This window comes from Nocardia brasiliensis IFM 10847, from assembly GCF_000710915.1.
Taxonomy (GTDB): Bacteria; Actinomycetota; Actinomycetes; order Mycobacteriales; family Mycobacteriaceae; genus Nocardia; species Nocardia brasiliensis_A.
The window spans coordinates 20033-35561 of record NZ_BAUA01000100.1 but is presented as its reverse complement, the minus strand read 5'-3'; the positions used below and the strand labels follow the sequence as shown (position 1 = coordinate 35561).

The following is a 15529-nucleotide window of genomic DNA, read 5'->3' as shown; positions in this document are numbered from 1 at the left end:
GAGCGAATCAGCTGGTCTGCAAAGCGATTCGGAGGCCGAACGCGACCAGCAGGGTGCCCATCACGGTGTCGATGGCGCGGCGCACACACTGCCGCGCCAATACCCCGCGTAGCGCGTCGACCACGTTCGCCAGCACGGTGAACCAGGTCAGCGACACCAGCGCGGCGATGACACCGAGCGAAATGCTGTCGGCGGCAGTCGGTTCGGCGGGCAGGAACTGGGGCAGCAGCGCGATGAAGAACACCGCGACCTTCGGATTGAGCAGGTTGGTCAGCAACCCCTGCCGGAACGCCGCGGCCGTGCCCGGCCGGTTCGCCAGCGCATCGGCGGCCACGTCGTAGCCGCCGCGCCGGGCGGCCAGCAGGGCGCGCACGCCGAGCACCATCAGGTACGCCGCCCCGATGAGCTTGACCACGGTGAACGCCACCGCCGACGCGGCGAGCAGCCCGGCCACACCGAGCGCGCTCACCACCGACCAGCCGAACACGCCGGCGGCGATCCCGGCCGCACAGGCCATCCCGGCCCGGCGCCCTGACAGCACCGAACTCCGGGTGACGATCACGAAATCCGGCCCCGGCGACATCGCCGCCACCAAAACCACGCCCCCCAGAGCGAGCGCCTGCGCTGTAGACATCACCTCGTCACCCTAACGATCACGCAAGCCACCACGTAGCGGGTTTCCAGAAGACCCCGCGCATATCGCCGCGCGTTCCGCGCCGACGATTGACCTCAACCATAGTTGAGATCGAACAATGGGTGCATGACCGAGATCGATGAGGTAAGGCAGCTGCTCGACCACGCCACCGAACTCTGGATTCGGCACGAGATGCGCGAGTGGGGACGGCTTTTCACCGAGGACTGTGACTTCATCACGCACCGCGGCGTGTGGTGGCGCTCGCGCGCGGACAACGTACTCGGGCACGAGGATGTACCGGAATCCGTTCTGGCACAGAAGAAGAACTATGCGCAGACGGTGCTCGACGTTCAGCTCATCGCGCCGGGCGTGGCGCTGGCGCACACCGAGTGGTCGTGGCCCGATCACATTCTGCCGGGTGCGGCCGCGGGCGAGGACCGGCGCGGCCTGGTCACCATGGTGCTGGTCCGGCGGGACGGGCGCTGGCTGATCCGGGCCGCGCACAACACGCGGCTGAACGGACTCGACGACTTCACCCCGGCCGGATAGGCCGCGCCGGATCGGGATACCCGCGACGCGCGGCGGGAGGTTTCGCCGGTGGTGGGCGGGTTCATGCCGGACAATGTGCTGAACCAGCCGGGTGTCGGGCCTCGATGCCCCAGCGAGGAGGTTCTGTGGTGCGGTCGGCGAAAAGGTACGCGATGGCGTTGGGTGCGACGCTGATCGTGGCGCTCGGCGCGTGCGGGACCGACGACGCGAGCGACCGCGCTTCGAGCAGTTCGCCGCAGGCTCCGCAGCAACAGGCGGCGAGCTCGTCCGCACCGCCGACCACCGGAACCGCACCGCCGACGCGACCTGCCGATCCGGCCGAGATCACCTCCGGCGGGTCGACCTACACGGTCCGGCGGGTCGAGGTGCCCAACGGCGTCGGCACTACCGATCAGGCAGCCTCGCTGGAGCTGTCCGGCGGCGATGCGCGGGTGAGCGAGGTGTTCAACCGCGGCGTGCGCACCTATGTCAAGGAACAGGTCGACCTGGTGAACGGCGGGGACGATGAACGCCAGCGCGCCGTCTCGACCAACGGCGAGATCTTCAGCACCGAGAGCACGGTCAGCGAAGTGGTGTCGGGTCTGCTCATCTTCAAAGACGCGGCGCATCCCACCAAGATCCTGGGCACCATCACCACCGACAGCCGCACCGCACGGCCGATCCTGATCGGCGACCTGTTCACCGACGCTGCCACCGGCCTCGCCGAATTGGCCAGGGCCACCACGGAAGCGACCCGCGCAGTGCATCCGCAGCTGGCCGACAGCAGGACCATCACCGACGCGCTGCAACCGACGGAACGGAACTACGCGAACTGGGTGCCCACCCCCACGGGCGTGCAGATCCATATCGACACCGGCGTCTACGTGTACGGCTATCCGTGCGTGCAGGTGCCCTGGTCCCGCTTGCGCCCGGTCCTCGGCCCGGTGCTGCGATCGGTGGCCGACAAAGCGCCCGACACCGCACCGGCGACCTGCCGCGCGGACTGAACCGTCACCCGGACGAGCACGGGACGTATGCCGAACGGGTGAGACCGCGCAGGCCGAATTCGGCCGTCCGGTAGACGCCGACCGTGGGCACGAAAATCTAGCGTTCAGCAGAGCGCCTGCCACTCCGGCGGGTCACGTCGCCTATGTGCGATGGAAGCTCTACTGACAGCGAGGTTTTGATGCGCGCACACGGCCGTGCCGACACGGCGGCACTGGCGTTCTCCGTGGTGATCGCCTCGATGATACCGACGGCTTGCGGCGGGGCAGACAACCCCCGTCCGACCGCGCACGCAGTGCCGAATACGTTGCGGGAACAGGTGATCCACTGGCACGACTGCCGCACCGGACCGGACGACGAGGTGGGCCTGCGCTTGGCGGCTGTCGGCGCGGAATGCGGAGAGTTCCGGGCGCCGTTGGACTATGCCGATCCGAGCGGTCCCGCACTGTCCATCGCCGTCGCACGACGTACCGCCACCGATACCGCGCACCGCTTGGGCACCCTGCTGGTACAGACGGGCGGCCCCGGACCGTCCCGGGACGGCGTCGCGATCCTGGTGGACGGACCCGAAGGCGGCCATCCGGCCACGTCGGCGCTCGCCGAACGCTACGACCTGGTCGGCATGGACCCCCGGTTCTTCGGTGCCAGCTCGCCGCTGGACTGCGGCTGGCCCACCGGCGCCTACCTGGGCATCGCCCAGGCCGCGCCGCGTGACCGGGCAGATTTCGACCGCACCGTACAGACGGCTCGCGACCTGGCCGCCCGCTGCGCACCACAGCGGGCCCTGCTCCCCCACGCGTCGACGCGAGCCGTCGCCCGCGACACCGATCTGTTGCGCACGCTGCTGGGTGAGCCGAAGATCTCCTATCTCGGCTGGTCCTGGGGAACGTATCTGGGCGCGGTGTACCTGCAGCTGTTCGGCGAGCGCGTCGATCGGGTGGTGCTCGACAGCGCTCTGGACCCGGCCGCACCGGGCCCGGACCTGACCAGGTCCGCGGCCCCCGCCACCGCGGCCGCCCTCGCGGACTGGGCGCGCTGGGTGTCCACGCACGACGGCGAATTCGATTGGGGCACAACCGAACAAGCCGTTCTGCGGTCGGTCGCGGAGCTGGTCCGCGCGATCGCCGCGCAGCCGATCTCGCTCGGCGGGCTGACGATCACCGCCGATATGGTGCCGGGCCTGCTGTTGACCGTCGACGACTCCGACGAGTACTACGCCGAGTTCAGCAGGCAGGTGGGCACGTTGCGCGACGCCGTCCGCGGTCGCGCCGCCGACCTCGCGCCGGGCCTGGCGCAGAAGCTCGCGCTGTACGCCGAGACCTCCTCGATACCCGAATTCGGTTTCAGCGCAACGGTGGCCAACCAGTGCGCCGACCGCCCCGCCCGCGACACCGAAGCCTACTTCACCGATATCCAGCGGCATCGCGACGCGGAACCGATGTTCGGGGCGCTGGCCCGGCACCTCACACCGTGTGCGATGTGGCCGACGGCGCCCGCCGAACCCGCTGTCGAGATCGGTAACCCGCATGCGGCGCTGCTCATCGGCGCGGCCGGCGATCCGGTGGCGCCGATGGCCGGACAGCAGGCGATGCGCCGCGCCCTGCCCGGTGCCCGGTCGCTCACGCTGGCGAACGCGTTCCGCCACGGCGTGTACCTGTTCGACCCCGCTGCGTGCCTGGACGCCGCGGTCGACGACTATCTGCTCAACGGCACGCTCCCCGCCGCCGACGCGGTGTGCGAACGCGATTGAGTCAGCGCGAGCCGGGCTGTCGCAGCCCGGCTTCGTGGGCGACGATCACCGCCTGCACCCGGTCGCGTACCCCGAGTTTGGTAAGGATATGCCGCACATGGGTTTTCACGGTTCCCTCGCCGACCGCGAGCACCGTCGCGATCTCGGCGTTGGACAGCCCCCGCGCCAGCACCCGCAATACCGCGGTCTCCCGCTCGGTCAGCGTCGCCACCAGCCGGCGGGCGGCGGGATCGATCGGCGGTGCGAGCCGGTCGAGCAGGCGCCTGGTCGTCGAGGCGGCCAGCACGGCGTCTCCGGCGTGCACCGATCGGACGGCGGACAGGAACTGCTCCGGCGGCGCGTCTTTGAGCAGGAACCCGCTGGCGCCCGCGCGCACCGCGGCCACCGCGTAGTCGTCGAGATCGTAGGTGGTCAGCACCAGCACTTTCGGCGGGTGCGCACGCGCCAGCAGTTGCCGGGTGGCCGCGATGCCGTCCAGCCGCGGCATGCGCACATCCATCACCACGACGTCGGGACCGAGCCGCGCGGCCTCGGCGACACCGTGCACCCCGTCGCCCGCCTCGCCGATCACGCACAGGTCCGGCTGGGAGTCCACCACCATCCGGAACCCGGCCCGCACCAGCGCCTGGTCCTCGACCAGCAATACGGTGATCATTCGAACCGCCCGGCCCGCAACGGGATTCGCGCGGACAGCAGATGCCCGTCCGTCCCCGTACGTGGCCGGAGTTCGAGCTCGCCGCCGTAGGCTTCGACTCGTTCGCGCATGCCGATCAAGCCGTAACCCGCACTGCCCGAACTCCGCCCGGCCGAACCGTCGTCCCCGACGCTGACCTGCAGCCAATTCCGTTCCTGCCGCACCGAAACCTCGGCGCGCGCACCGGGTCCGGCGTGCTTGACGACATTCGTCAACCCCTCCTGGACGATCCGATAGACCACCAGCCCCACCCCTGAATCGGTCAGCCCGCACGGCAGCTCTAGTTCCAGGGCCACCGGCACACCCGCAGCACGGACCTCTTCGACCAGTCTGCCGATATCCGAAACACCCACGCGTGGAGCCGGATCCGGATCCGGATCCGTCCCGGTGTCCTCGCGCAGCACGCCGATGGCACGGCGGGTCTCGGCCAGTGCCCGCCTGCCCTGGTCGCCGATGGCCTGCAAGGCGTCGATCGCGGACTGCGGGGTCGCCCGCGCGGCATAGCGGCCGCCGTCGGCTTGCGCGACGATCACCGCCAGCGAGTGCGCGAGGATGTCGTGCATATCGCGCGCGATCCTGGTGCGCTCGGACAGCACCGCGAGCCGGGCACGCTCGTCCCGGGTGCGCTCGAGCAGGGCGGCGTGTTCGGCCAGCGCGCGGAATTCGCCGCGCCGGGCGCGCTGCCACGCGCCGCCCAGCCAAGCCGCCAGCACCGTGCTGGCCAGAAAACCGCCGACGAGCACGTGTGCCAGGGCCGACATCGGCAGCTGCGGCCAGCTCCAGCCGCCGAGCACCGATCCGGCCAGCCCGACGACCAATCCCGTTCGGCTCCACAGTCGCCGGCTGTGCGCGGCGAGGGTGTACACCACGATCGGCACGGCGATATCGGCGGGCAGCGCGCCCGTGGTGTCGCGCACCGCGCACCACTGCGCGAAGGCCACGGCCGCCACGGTGAGCGCCGCCGCTTCGGGCCACCGCCGCCGCACCACCAACGGGGCGAGCACCAGCATCGACAGCGTGAAGTAGGCGGCATCGGCATCGATCAACAACCCGAACAGCACGCTGACGAGGACGAGGAGCCCGGCCGTCCCGGCGTCCACCAGCGCCGTGCGCCGGCGCAGCCATCCCACCACCCGCTCGTCGACCACCCGACCACCCTAGATCTCGCGGTGTCGCGCCACCTCTGTCCGCAGGATGACCTAGACGCCACAGTCCGTACGCCGCAGGGCATATCCGCCCCACCGGCCGATCCGGTACGCACCGATAGCCGATCGATCGCGCGCCACGCGGGGCGACGCACCGGACAACCGAATTCGCCGGGGAAGTCCAGCGAAAGTTACGGTAAAACTGGAACCTAGGGGTCTACGATCGAAAATGGCCACGGTTTGCGTAGCGGTGCTCAGACGCGTGCATCATACTGTCGGCTTTTTCGAGCAGCGGAGTAGGAGTTCATGATCACGGAACCGGGACGGTTCGGCGGTGTCGACCCACGGGTCGCCGACCGCGGACCGACGGCGCTGCGGATCGCGGTCGGCGCTCAGTTGCGCGCACTGCGCGAGCAGTGCGGCATCACGCGTGAAGCCGCGGGCGACTATATCCGCGGATCGCACGCCAAGATCAGCCGCCTCGAACTCGGCCGCACCGGTTTCAAGGAACGCGACATCCTCGATCTGCTGACCCTGTACGGCGTCATGGATCCGGACCAGCGCGCGATACTGGTCGACCTGGCGCGCGGGGCCAATCAGCCCGGCTGGTGGCACAGCTACAACGATCTGCTCCCGTCCTGGTTCGAGACGTACCTCGGGCTCGAAGGCGCCGCGCAGACGATCAGAACCTTCGAAGGCCAGCTCGTTCCCGGTCTGCTGCAGACCGACGAGTACACCCATGCGGTGATCGCGGTCAGCCATCACAACGCCGAGGCGACCCGGCGGGTGGAGTTACGCCGCAGGCGCCGGGAGATCCTGGACATCGAGAACGGACCGGCGCTCTGGGCGGTGCTGGACGAGGCCGTGCTGCATCGTCCGATCGGCGGCCGCAGCGTGCTGCGCAACCAGATCCGGCATCTGGTGACGATGTCGGACAAGCGCAACGTGACCATCCAGGTGCTGCCCTATCAGGCCGGCGGGCACCCGGCCGCGGGCAGCTCGTTCACCATGCTCCGCTTCACCGAACGCGAACTGCCCGACATCGTCTACCTGGAACAGCTGACCAGCGCGCTCTACCTGGACCGCCGGGAAGACCTGCAGCTCTACCGCGAGGTGATGGACCGCCTCGCGGTACAGGCCGAGCAGCCGGATCGGTCCCGTGAGCTGCTGATCGCCGCCGCCGAGGCGCTGTAGTCCGTCACGGGGTGTACGAGCGGATCTCCGGGAACGCGGGGTCCGCGCCGTCGAGCAATGGCTGCGGCAGCGCGCGCAGTTGCTGATCGAAGAACGCGGCGACGTAGGCGCGGGTGATCTCGACGGCACGGTGGCCCGGCAGCGCGGGTGCGTCCTCGGCGCCGAGCAGTGCCGGGGTGTCGAGGAAGGAATTGTGATCGGCGCCGACGACGGTCAGCCAGCGCTTCCAGCCGCGCAGCGCGGACCAGGCGCGGTCCCAGCTCGAATCCTGGCCGCCGGGGCGGGTTTCGGCGTCGGTGCCGAACAGCAGGAAGGGCCGATCGCCCACTCCCGGTGCGGAGGTGTCGTCGAAGAAACTCCCGTCCATGTTCACCCCGGCGCGCACCCGCGGATCGGCGGCCATGGCAGCGGCCGCGGCGGCACCGCCGAGGGAGTGCCCGGCCATCCCGATCCGGTCGGTGTCGATCATCCGTGCATGCGTCCAGCTCGGCTGCGCGCCGGTGAGCCGATCCAGCAGGAACGTCACGTCGCGGGCCCTGGTCTCGACCACCGCCGACAGCGGTAGACCTGCCTCGATGCGTTGGCACACCACGCAAGTCGACAAGCGGCCGTCCGGGAACTCGGTGCCGAACGATTCGCCCGCGTGGTCGACCGCTGCGACGATATAGCCACGACTGGTCAGTTCCTCGGCCAACGCGGTGAGTGTGTAGCGCGGCGCGGTGAGACCCGGCGACAGCACGACGAGCGGGTACGTGCCGTCCACGGGCTGCGCGCCCGCGATGCTGTGCGTGCGTACAGCAGACAGGGTTTCGGCGGGGATCTGCTGATCGAGCGCCGAATTCGTGAGCAGTGCCGGGATCTCGGCGGCGCTGGCGTACGGCTCGAACGCCCCTGCGCCGGCTCGCGCCGGGTAGTACACGCTGACCATGAGTTCACGCGGTGTGCCGGGTGTCCACGGATCGTCCCGGGCGGGATCGACCAGCTGCAGCACGTCCCGCCCGATCGCGAATTGCCCTGTGGGCGTGGGCAACCGACCGAGCTGCGCGGCGGTGACCGACGCAGTGGCCGGTTGGTCCGCAGCACCGGGCGAACAGGCCGCGACCGCGAGGGTAGCGGTCAAGGCGAGTACGAGGGCAACGGCTCTGCGCATGGTGAACTCCGCATCGATCGGCCCGGCGCGAATCGCCGGTGCTACGTTCGATATTCACCGCCGCCGCGCAAACCTGGGGCAGGGCGACGGCAAAATCGGGTAAGAACTCACGCGCCGTCCGCGGGCTTGCGCAACTGCGCGTAGAGCTCGTCGAAGCGATTGCCGAGCACCGTATAGAGGTCGAGCCACCCGCTGCTCGCGGCGATCTCGCAGAGCGCACCGGTGGGCGCGAACACGAATCGGAGCTCGTCCAGCCGGCTCAGGTCGTGCTGCCGGAGCCGCCGGGCGCAGTCGCTCAGGTCATCGATGAGTTCTTGTTCGTCCGAGTAGCGGCGCTGCCAGCTCAGGTCCTGCGGCGCCGCACGCACGACGGCGAGCACGCGGTCGAGGATGCGCGGTATCTCGGCCTCGGGCGACTCCATGCCGCCAGCATGGCATGCCGGTGCGCGGGTTCAGTACCGGTGCAGGATCAGATCGGTCTTCAGCACGTCGGTCGGGGCCAGCCAGCCTTTGGACCGCAGCGAACTGATCGCCTGGTCACGCAACGCGCTCGCCTGCGCCGAAGTGTCTGCCTTGAAGGACAATTCGATGATCGTCTCGCTGCCGTCGCCCGCCGCGTTGCGCACCGGCACCACCTCGACGTCGAGGTCGGCGCCCTGCCAGCTGCCGGACCAGCTCTTCGCCTGGACCGGACCGTGCTGCCGCGAGTCCGCGAGCTTGTTCTTACCCCAGTTCGAGCCGGACCAGTTCTGTAACTTCCCGGGAATCTGATCGACCAGGAGCTTGCGCGCCTCGGCCTCGGCAGGCAACGCGGTGCCCTGGTAGCCCTTCGCCGACGCGGACTTCTTGTTCGCGAAACTCAACGTCATCTTGTCGTAGGTCCAGTCGACCTGCGCGTCGTAGTTGGTGTCGGAGGAATCGAAACCCTGCTGGTTTGCCTGGGTGAGCGCGGCGTCGAGATCGCCGTCGACGACCGGGAAGCGCTTCTTGTAGTTGAGGTCGAACGAGCTGCCGTCCTTGTGCCGCAACCGCACACTCCAGCCCGCGCTGTTCAAGTCCAGCGGAGCGGTGTCGAAGTATTCGTAGGCGAGCGCCTTGGCACTGCCGCCGAGCCCGAAGGTGGTGCGCACGTCCGCGTTCGGCGCGCCGGAGGCGTCCAGCGCCCCGGCGACCAGATTGAGTTTCACCTCGAAACTCGGCTCCGCGTTCGAGGCCGCCGCCGCTACCGGAACTGGTCCCGTCGCGGTGCTGCCGATGGTCACGGCGAGCGCCGCGACAGCGATGAGGAGACCGCGCCTGATCGTCATTCTCGACATCATCGAAGCGTGCGAGCGCAAAGTGGCCGACAGGCAAGGGGCAGGCTGCCGCCACGTGAAGTCTCCCAGGCAAACACACCGCTACCCTAGCGAGCCGGGCAGCCGTCAGCGGCGAGCGGGGCGTCGATAGGCGAGCCATCGACCGGTCGGGGGAGCGAGCGCGCACCACAGCGGAATCAGGAACAGGACCAGCCCGCCGCCGCAGAACGTCCGGCCGATCGGGTAGTGGTTCGCCGCGCTGACCGCCAAGCCGAGCAACGCCGCCAGCACGGCCAGGCCGCACCCGCCGACCACCACCGTGCGGCCGATGCGCTTACGCGCCAGCAAAGCCACAGCACCGAAGATCAGCACGACCGACAGCAAGGCGCCCATAAAACCGACCGCGAGGTATTCGAGGGTGAAGTCGAAGCCCGGCCCCCGCTGTCTGCCCGACCGCAGTTCGGTCGCCGCGGCGAACGTGGGAAGCAGCGAGATCAAGCCGTACATCCCGGCGAGCACGGCGGCGGTCCGCGCGGTCGCGCCCGACGGTGGCGGCGGATCGCCCACCGGCGACATGTTCCAGGGGTAGACCGACGCGCCCGCGGGCCCGGCCGCACTCGGCGACTGAGCGACCAGGGTCGGGACGACCCGGCGCTGCGGATCGCCGTCCACGACGGTCGCTCGGCGGGTCTCGGGCCGTTGCGCCTCGGCCCGCAGCGGTGTCGGGCGATGCGGATCCCGACGATGGGGTTCTGCCCGCACCGGTTCCGATCGCGCGGACTCGGGCCGCGCATTGTGCACCGTCGGCGACAGTCGGGCGGCGGGTACCGCGGGCCGATGCAGCGCGGCCGCCGCCGCGTGCGCGAATTCGCTACAGGTGGCGAATCTTTCGTGCCGCTGCTTGGCCATGGCGCGGCCGATCACCTCGTCCAACGCCGCGGGTAGATCGCGGCGGCCCTCGCTCAGCCGCGGCACCGGTTTGGCCAGGTGGCCCGCGATGATCTGGCCCGGATTGGTCGCGGGGAACGGCGTCTGCCCGGCCAGCAGCGTGAAAAGCGTGCAGGCGAGCGAGTATTGGTCGGCGCGATGATCGATCGTCTCCCCGGAGAGCTGCTCGGGCGAGGCGTAGGCGAGGGTGGCGGTGAACGTGCCGGTGGCGGTCAGCTTGGTGTCGGAGTCGAGCTGGCGGGCGATGCCGAAATCGGTGAGGATCGCCCGCGGCCCGCGGCCGGAGTCCGGTTCGGCCAGCAGGATATTCGCGGGTTTGATGTCACGGTGCAGCACGCCGCGACTGTGCGCGTAGTCGAGCGCGTCGGCGGTCTCGGCGACGAGCCGCACGATCTGCGCGGGCGTCAAGGCACGCGGATTCATCCGCGCCGCATCGGTACCCGCGACGTACTGCATGGAGATCCACAGGTGCCCGTCTTGGGTACCGCGATCGTAGATGCCGACGATGCCCGGATGTTCCAGGCGGGCAACGACATTGGCTTCCTGCTCGAACCGGCGACGCAGTTCCGGGTCCTCCGAGATCGCCCGGTGCAGCAGTTTGAGCGCGACCAGCCGGGGCAGCCGCGGATGCCGGGCCCGGTACACGGTGCCCATCCCACCCTGGCCGAGCACGCCGTCGACGAGGTAGTCGGCGAATGTGTCACCCACCCCTAACACTACGATCCTTCCCGTCGAACGCATGCTGATCGACGGCGAGCATAACGCGCGTAGGCCGTGCCCCACCCGCCGACGGCGACCGACCGGACGCTGCCGAGTTCTTCGCCGCCGTGACGCATTCCCTCCTTGCTTGGAGCGCACTCCAGGTGACTACCGTCGATTCATGAGCAAAATCTGGTTCATCACCGGCGTCTCCCGGGGTTTCGGCCGGGAATGGGCGCTTGCCGCACTGGGCCGCGGTGACCGTGTCGCCGGCACCGCCCGCGACCTGAGCACGCTCGACGATCTCACCGCCCGGTACCCCGAGACGTTCCTGCCGATCCGGCTGGACGTCACCGATCGGGCGGGCGATTTCGCCGCCGTACAGCAGGCCGCACAGCACTTCGGCCGGCTCGACGTGGTCGTCAACAACGCGGGCTACGGGCAGTTCGGCATGATCGAGGAGCTGACCGAGGAGCAGTTCCGCGCCCAGTTCGAGACCAACGTGTTCGGCGCGCTGTGGGTCACCCAGGCGGCGCTGCCGATCCTGCGGGCCCAGGGCAGCGGTCACATCCTGCAGGTTTCCAGCATCGGCGGCATCGCGGCGTTCATGAACCTCGGCGCGTACCACGCGTCCAAGTGGGCGCTGGAGGCGTTCTCGCAGTCGCTGGCTCAGGAGGTCGCGGAGTTCGGCATCCACGTGACGCTGATCGAACCCGGCGGGTTCGGTACCGACTGGGCCGGTCCGTCGTCCAAACACGCCACCCCCAACCCCGCCTACGACGGAGCACGCGAGCGCCGGGCGGCACAGCGGGCCGTGCAGCGCTCCGGTGATCCCGAGGCGACCGGCGCCGCGATCCTGGCGGTGGTCGACGCGGACCAGCCGCCGCTGCGCATGTTCCTCGGCGAGATCCCGCTGTCCATCGCGACCGCGGAATACGAGTCCCGGCTCGCGCTCTGGCAGCAGTGGCAGCCGGTTTCCGCTGCCGCCCAAGGCAACTGAGCCTCAACCCCGGTACAGCATCTCCGGATGCCACCGCAGGTCCGCCATGGCGCGCCGGTCCGGGACGCGCCATGGCCGGGCCGAGTTCGGTTCGTTCTGCTCGGCGAGTACCACCGCATTGCCACCGAGCCGCTTGGCCCGGTACATCGCCGAGTCGGAGCCGCGCAGCAGTTCGCGATAGAGCGCCGAGGTGTAGACGGCCTTGGGATGACAGGGATCGAGCACCGCGACGCCGACGCTGGCCGTGATCCGCACCGGCAGGTCCGGCATGGTCGCGAGCGCGTCGCGCAACCGCTCGCCGACCGCCGCCGGATCCTCGCGGAGATATCCGACGACCACGAACTCCTCCCCACCGGTGCGCGCGATCAGCGCGTCCGCGTCGGCGGCCGCGCGCAACCGCTCACCCGTACGCACCAGGACCTCGTCACCGAACGGATGCCCGAAGGTGTCGTTGACGACCTTGAAGCGGTCCAGGTCCAGCGTGGCGACGTAGGCGGCGCCGCGGCGGCCGTGGCCCAGATACGACGGCAGCCGGTTGTCGAGCCCGCGCCGGTTCAGCAGCCCCGTCAGCGGATCCGAGAGCGCGTCCTTGCGCAGCAGCCAGTGACTGAACTGGATGAACGGAAGCATCACGCCGACCACGACCATCATCACCAGCACCACCGCGAGGCCGAGGGCGAGATCGGCCGTGCGGGTGGTCGGCTTGTTGTCCGCCAGCGCGCCCTGGACCATCAACGTCGCGAGCACCACGCTCGTCAGCAGCGTCCAGCCGATGTGCAGCGCGAGCACCCGCGGACCGTGGAAGACGGTCACATACGCGCCGATCGCGGTCAGCAGCACCACCCCGAGCACGCCGACGACCCGGTCGTGCACCAGCACGTCGTTGGCGGCGGTATCGAGATCGAAGAAGACGATCCAGAGCAGCGATTCCTTCTCCCGCGGCCACGGCAAGAACCACCAGCGCACCGTCCAGGCGCCCGCTACGAGCGCTTCCACGATGCCCTGCACCTCGCCGACCGGGCCGGCCACATCCCCCTGCGCGATCGATGCGAGCACCGCGATGGTCAGCATGACGATCCCACCGGCGCCGAGCATGAACTTGAATCGGCCCAGCGCCGAATGGGACCCGAAGGTCTCGACCAGTCGGCGATAGTCGACCGGGTCTTGCCACCACGTTCGAAACATCGATCGCCCGTCGGCCATCGGGTCACCGCCTCAGGTCGGACTTCTCCTGATCATCCAACTCGGCTCGCGGATCGACAGTAGGACGGGACCGGCCGTCGGCGCAACGTGAGATTCACCCTATCGCCGCAGGTAATCGTTATTCGGACGGCTTTGTTCGCTAGGGACCGGGTGCGATGACCTCGCCGGTGCCGGCGGCCAGCACCCGGATCGCCTCGATCGGGCACGATTCGGCGGCGTCGACGACGAATTCGTCCGGAGCGACGGTGTCGGCGATCGGGCTGGAGCGTCCGTCGACCAGGGTGAAGTGTTCGGGTGCCATCCCGACGCACATGCCGGAACCGAGGCACTGCTCTCGGTCGACTGTGATCTGCCATTTCTGCTCGGTCATGAGTCTCACCAGCTCACCGGTAGCGCCTTCGGCCCCCGCACCAGGAGGCCGGTTTTCCACGGCACGTCCTCGATCGGCACCGCGAGGCGCAGGGTCGGGAACCGCCGCAGCAACGAGCCTAGCGCCACCTGGAGCTCGACCCGGGCCAGTTGCGCGCCGAGGCAGTGGTGCACGCCGTGCCCGAAAGCCAAGTGCGGGTTGTGCTGCCGGGCCAGATCGAGGGTCTCCGGGTCGGTGAACACGGCCTCGTCGCGATTGGCGGCCTGGGTGTTCACGAAAACCGCTTCGCCCGCCCGCACGGTGACGCCGCAGAGTTCGATGTCTTCGGTGGCGATCCTGGGAGACGAACCGCCGGAACCCAATTGGACGTAGCGCAGCAGTTCCTCGATCGCCGCGGGGACCGAATCCGGTCGGGCACAGAGCATTTCCCACTGCCCAGGGTTGGTGAGCAGGACGTAGGTGAAGTTCGCGAGCTGGTTGGCCGTGGTCTCGTGGCCCGCGATCAACAGGCCGATACCGAGATTGACCAATTCGTCTTCGGTCAGCCGGTCCTCGTCGTCCCGGGCGGCGACCAGCGCGCCGAGCAGGTCGTCGGTCGGCTCCGCCCGGCGTTGCGCGACCAACTCCGCGAGGTAGGCCTCCAGATTCACCCGCGCCGCGGCGATCTGCTCGCGGGTGTAAGCGGTGGTGGACAGCACGGTGTCGGAGAAGTCGCGGAATCGATGCTGGTCTCGCGGTGGGACACCGAGCATTTCGCAGATCACCGTGACCGGCAGCGGCAGTGCCAGCTGTTCGACCAGATCGGCGGGCGGGCCGAGCCGTTCGATCGCGGCCAGGCGCTCGTCCACGATCTCCTGCGCACGCGGGCGCAGCAGCTCGACGCGGCGGCCGGTGAACGCCTTGGCCACCAGCTTGCGCAGCCTGCTGTGCTCGGGCGGGTCCATGCTGAGCAACGAATTGCGGCGCGCGGGTTCGGGAGTGGCCCGCGGGATGTCCTCGCGCTCCACCGCCGCGCTGCGGCTGAAGCGTTGGTCGGCGAGCACGAGTTTGACGTCCTCGTAGCGGGTGACCAGCCAGCCCGCACCGCCGTAGGGCAGCTGGACGCGCGTGATCGGCTCCTCGCGGCGCAGTTGCGCATAGAGCGGGTCGATATCGAGACGGAACGGCTCACCGAAGGGGTATCGGCGAACCTCGGCACTCGCGGTCATGAGCTCTCCCTTTCCCGACGCCGGCACTGGGCGATGTAAGCGCGCGCTTACATTCATCCCATGTTAGGCAGCTCACAACGCCCCGTCAACGGACGGATTTCGTTACGGCGGAGGGAAATTCACGTCGACTCCAGCGAGCAGCACCTGCGCCGCGCGCAGCACATGCCGGGCAACCACCGCGGGATCGGCGCTCGCCAGCGGTTCGCGCCGATGCACCGAGCGCATCAGGCCGACGCCGAGCACCCAGGCGAGCACCAGATCGGCCAGCAACTCCGCGTCCGGGTCGTCGCTCAGCGAAGACAGCGCGCGCACGTAGTCGTCGCCCAGTTCCCGCCGGATCGCCGAGGCGCCCTCGTCGTGGCCGCTCGAGCGCAAGGCGGCTTGCAGCCAGTTGCCGCGGGCCGGTTCGCCCTCGGACTGCAACGCCCACGCGAGCACCCGGCCGAGCAGAGTTTCGGCCGGACCCTGCTCGAGCACTCGGCGCTCACGATCGGCGAGCGCCGCCCGGAACAGCTCGTCCTTGTTGCCGAAGTACCGGAACAGCAACGCCTGATTCACCTCGGCGCGCGCCGCGATATCGCGCACCGTGGCACGCTCGTAGCCGCGCTCGGCGAAAAGCTCCTGGGCCGCCGCCAGAATCGCGGCCCTGGTGCTCGCCGCGTCCTTCTTGCGGCTGGCCGGCTGCTGGTCACTGGTCATAGGTCCT

16 protein-coding genes are annotated in these 15529 nt (G+C 69.4%); 5 read left to right on the top strand and 11 right to left on the bottom strand.

The features are described 5' to 3' along the window. Positions 1-7: 7 nt before the first annotated feature. Entirely contained in the window at positions 8-634 is a 627-nt protein-coding gene (locus NBRGI_RS21465) for a LysE family translocator (protein ID WP_235211041.1), read from the bottom strand. Between the two features lie 126 nt (positions 635-760). Between NBRGI_RS21465 and NBRGI_RS21460 the strand changes: the two genes are divergently transcribed. The 3 genes from NBRGI_RS21460 (at position 761) to NBRGI_RS21450 (ending at position 3917) form a co-directional block, all read left to right on the top strand. Next, a complete protein-coding gene (locus tag NBRGI_RS21460; RefSeq protein WP_029899052.1) occupies positions 761-1183 on the top strand; it encodes an SgcJ/EcaC family oxidoreductase in 423 nt (140 codons plus the stop codon). A gap of 152 nt (positions 1184-1335) precedes the next feature. Continuing rightward, complete coding sequence (locus NBRGI_RS21455) at positions 1336-2169, top strand: hypothetical protein (RefSeq protein WP_148310894.1); 834 nt, start codon at positions 1336-1338, stop codon at positions 2167-2169. Between the two features lie 179 nt (positions 2170-2348). Beyond that, positions 2349-3917, top strand: coding sequence for an alpha/beta hydrolase (locus NBRGI_RS21450; protein ID WP_029899050.1), 1569 nt, complete (start codon positions 2349-2351; stop codon positions 3915-3917). A gap of 1 nt (position 3918) precedes the next feature. Here the strand turns inward: NBRGI_RS21450 and NBRGI_RS21445 are convergent, their stop codons facing one another. Both NBRGI_RS21445 and NBRGI_RS21440 read right to left on the bottom strand, forming a co-directional pair. Further along, a complete protein-coding gene (locus tag NBRGI_RS21445; RefSeq protein ID WP_029899049.1) occupies positions 3919-4572 on the bottom strand; it encodes a response regulator in 654 nt (217 codons plus the stop codon). Next, positions 4569-5759 (bottom strand): sensor histidine kinase, encoded by a 1191-nt coding sequence (locus NBRGI_RS21440; RefSeq protein ID WP_029899048.1) that lies wholly within the window; start codon positions 5757-5759, stop codon positions 4569-4571. The genes NBRGI_RS21445 and NBRGI_RS21440 overlap by 4 nt, the downstream gene beginning before the upstream one ends. A gap of 303 nt (positions 5760-6062) precedes the next feature. Here NBRGI_RS21440 and NBRGI_RS21435 point away from each other — a divergent pair, with 303 nt between their 5' ends. Then, positions 6063-6950, top strand: coding sequence for a helix-turn-helix domain-containing protein (locus tag NBRGI_RS21435; RefSeq protein WP_029899046.1), 888 nt, complete (start codon positions 6063-6065; stop codon positions 6948-6950). Between the two features lie 4 nt (positions 6951-6954). Here NBRGI_RS21435 and NBRGI_RS21430 read toward each other — a convergent pair whose 3' ends face one another. From NBRGI_RS21430 to NBRGI_RS45320, 4 genes are all read right to left on the bottom strand, one after another. Then, the gene (locus NBRGI_RS21430) at positions 6955-8100 is read right to left on the bottom strand and encodes an alpha/beta hydrolase family protein (RefSeq protein WP_029899044.1); all 1146 of its coding nucleotides are present in this window, start codon (positions 8098-8100) and stop codon (positions 6955-6957) included. A gap of 107 nt (positions 8101-8207) precedes the next feature. Further along, positions 8208-8522, bottom strand: coding sequence for a hypothetical protein (locus NBRGI_RS21425; RefSeq protein ID WP_029899042.1), 315 nt, complete (start codon positions 8520-8522; stop codon positions 8208-8210). Between the two features lie 30 nt (positions 8523-8552). Beyond that, a complete protein-coding gene (locus NBRGI_RS21420; RefSeq protein ID WP_029899041.1) occupies positions 8553-9407 on the bottom strand; it encodes a hypothetical protein in 855 nt (284 codons plus the stop codon). 114 nt (positions 9408-9521) lie between these two features. Next, positions 9522-11051 (bottom strand): serine/threonine-protein kinase, encoded by a 1530-nt coding sequence (locus NBRGI_RS45320; protein ID WP_051727930.1) that lies wholly within the window; start codon positions 11049-11051, stop codon positions 9522-9524. A 172-nt stretch (positions 11052-11223) separates the two neighbouring features. Between NBRGI_RS45320 and NBRGI_RS21410 the strand changes: the two genes are divergently transcribed. Continuing rightward, the gene (locus NBRGI_RS21410) at positions 11224-12042 is read left to right on the top strand and encodes an SDR family oxidoreductase (RefSeq protein WP_029899039.1); all 819 of its coding nucleotides are present in this window, start codon (positions 11224-11226) and stop codon (positions 12040-12042) included. A gap of 3 nt (positions 12043-12045) precedes the next feature. On the opposite strand, the gene NBRGI_RS44040 is transcribed toward NBRGI_RS21410, so the two are convergent. The 4 genes from NBRGI_RS44040 to NBRGI_RS21390 form a co-directional block, all read right to left on the bottom strand. Beyond that, positions 12046-13245 (bottom strand): sensor domain-containing diguanylate cyclase, encoded by a 1200-nt coding sequence (locus NBRGI_RS44040; protein ID WP_029899038.1) that lies wholly within the window; start codon positions 13243-13245, stop codon positions 12046-12048. Positions 13246-13384: 139 nt separating this feature from the next. After that, complete coding sequence (locus NBRGI_RS21400; protein ID WP_029899037.1) at positions 13385-13615, bottom strand: ferredoxin; 231 nt, start codon at positions 13613-13615, stop codon at positions 13385-13387. Positions 13616-13620: 5 nt separating this feature from the next. Then, the gene (locus tag NBRGI_RS21395; RefSeq protein ID WP_029899036.1) at positions 13621-14823 is read right to left on the bottom strand and encodes a cytochrome P450; all 1203 of its coding nucleotides are present in this window, start codon (positions 14821-14823) and stop codon (positions 13621-13623) included. Between the two features lie 102 nt (positions 14824-14925). Beyond that, positions 14926-15522, bottom strand: a complete 597-nt coding sequence (locus NBRGI_RS21390; RefSeq protein WP_029899035.1) for a TetR/AcrR family transcriptional regulator — start codon at positions 15520-15522, stop codon at positions 14926-14928. Positions 15523-15529 lie beyond the last annotated feature (7 nt).

Coding starts and splice junctions, on each gene's coding strand:
- NBRGI_RS21465 (WP_235211041.1), bottom strand. CDS start 634: ATGTCTACAGCGCAGGCGCTCGCTCTGGGGGGCGTGGTTTTGGTGGCG.
- NBRGI_RS21460 (WP_029899052.1), top strand. CDS start 761: ATGACCGAGATCGATGAGGTAAGGCAGCTGCTCGACCACGCCACCGAA.
- NBRGI_RS21455 (WP_148310894.1), top strand. CDS start 1,336: ATGGCGTTGGGTGCGACGCTGATCGTGGCGCTCGGCGCGTGCGGGACC.
- NBRGI_RS21450 (WP_029899050.1), top strand. CDS start 2,349: ATGCGCGCACACGGCCGTGCCGACACGGCGGCACTGGCGTTCTCCGTG.
- NBRGI_RS21445 (WP_029899049.1), bottom strand. CDS start 4,572: ATGATCACCGTATTGCTGGTCGAGGACCAGGCGCTGGTGCGGGCCGGG.
- NBRGI_RS21435 (WP_029899046.1), top strand. CDS start 6,063: ATGATCACGGAACCGGGACGGTTCGGCGGTGTCGACCCACGGGTCGCC.
- NBRGI_RS21430 (WP_029899044.1), bottom strand. CDS start 8,100: ATGCGCAGAGCCGTTGCCCTCGTACTCGCCTTGACCGCTACCCTCGCG.
- NBRGI_RS21425 (WP_029899042.1), bottom strand. CDS start 8,522: ATGGAGTCGCCCGAGGCCGAGATACCGCGCATCCTCGACCGCGTGCTC.
- NBRGI_RS21420 (WP_029899041.1), bottom strand. CDS start 9,407: ATGACGATCAGGCGCGGTCTCCTCATCGCTGTCGCGGCGCTCGCCGTG.
- NBRGI_RS21410 (WP_029899039.1), top strand. CDS start 11,224: ATGAGCAAAATCTGGTTCATCACCGGCGTCTCCCGGGGTTTCGGCCGG.
- NBRGI_RS44040 (WP_029899038.1), bottom strand. CDS start 13,245: ATGGCCGACGGGCGATCGATGTTTCGAACGTGGTGGCAAGACCCGGTC.
- NBRGI_RS21400 (WP_029899037.1), bottom strand. CDS start 13,615: ATGACCGAGCAGAAATGGCAGATCACAGTCGACCGAGAGCAGTGCCTC.
- NBRGI_RS21395 (WP_029899036.1), bottom strand. CDS start 14,823: ATGACCGCGAGTGCCGAGGTTCGCCGATACCCCTTCGGTGAGCCGTTC.
- NBRGI_RS21390 (WP_029899035.1), bottom strand. CDS start 15,522: ATGACCAGTGACCAGCAGCCGGCCAGCCGCAAGAAGGACGCGGCGAGC.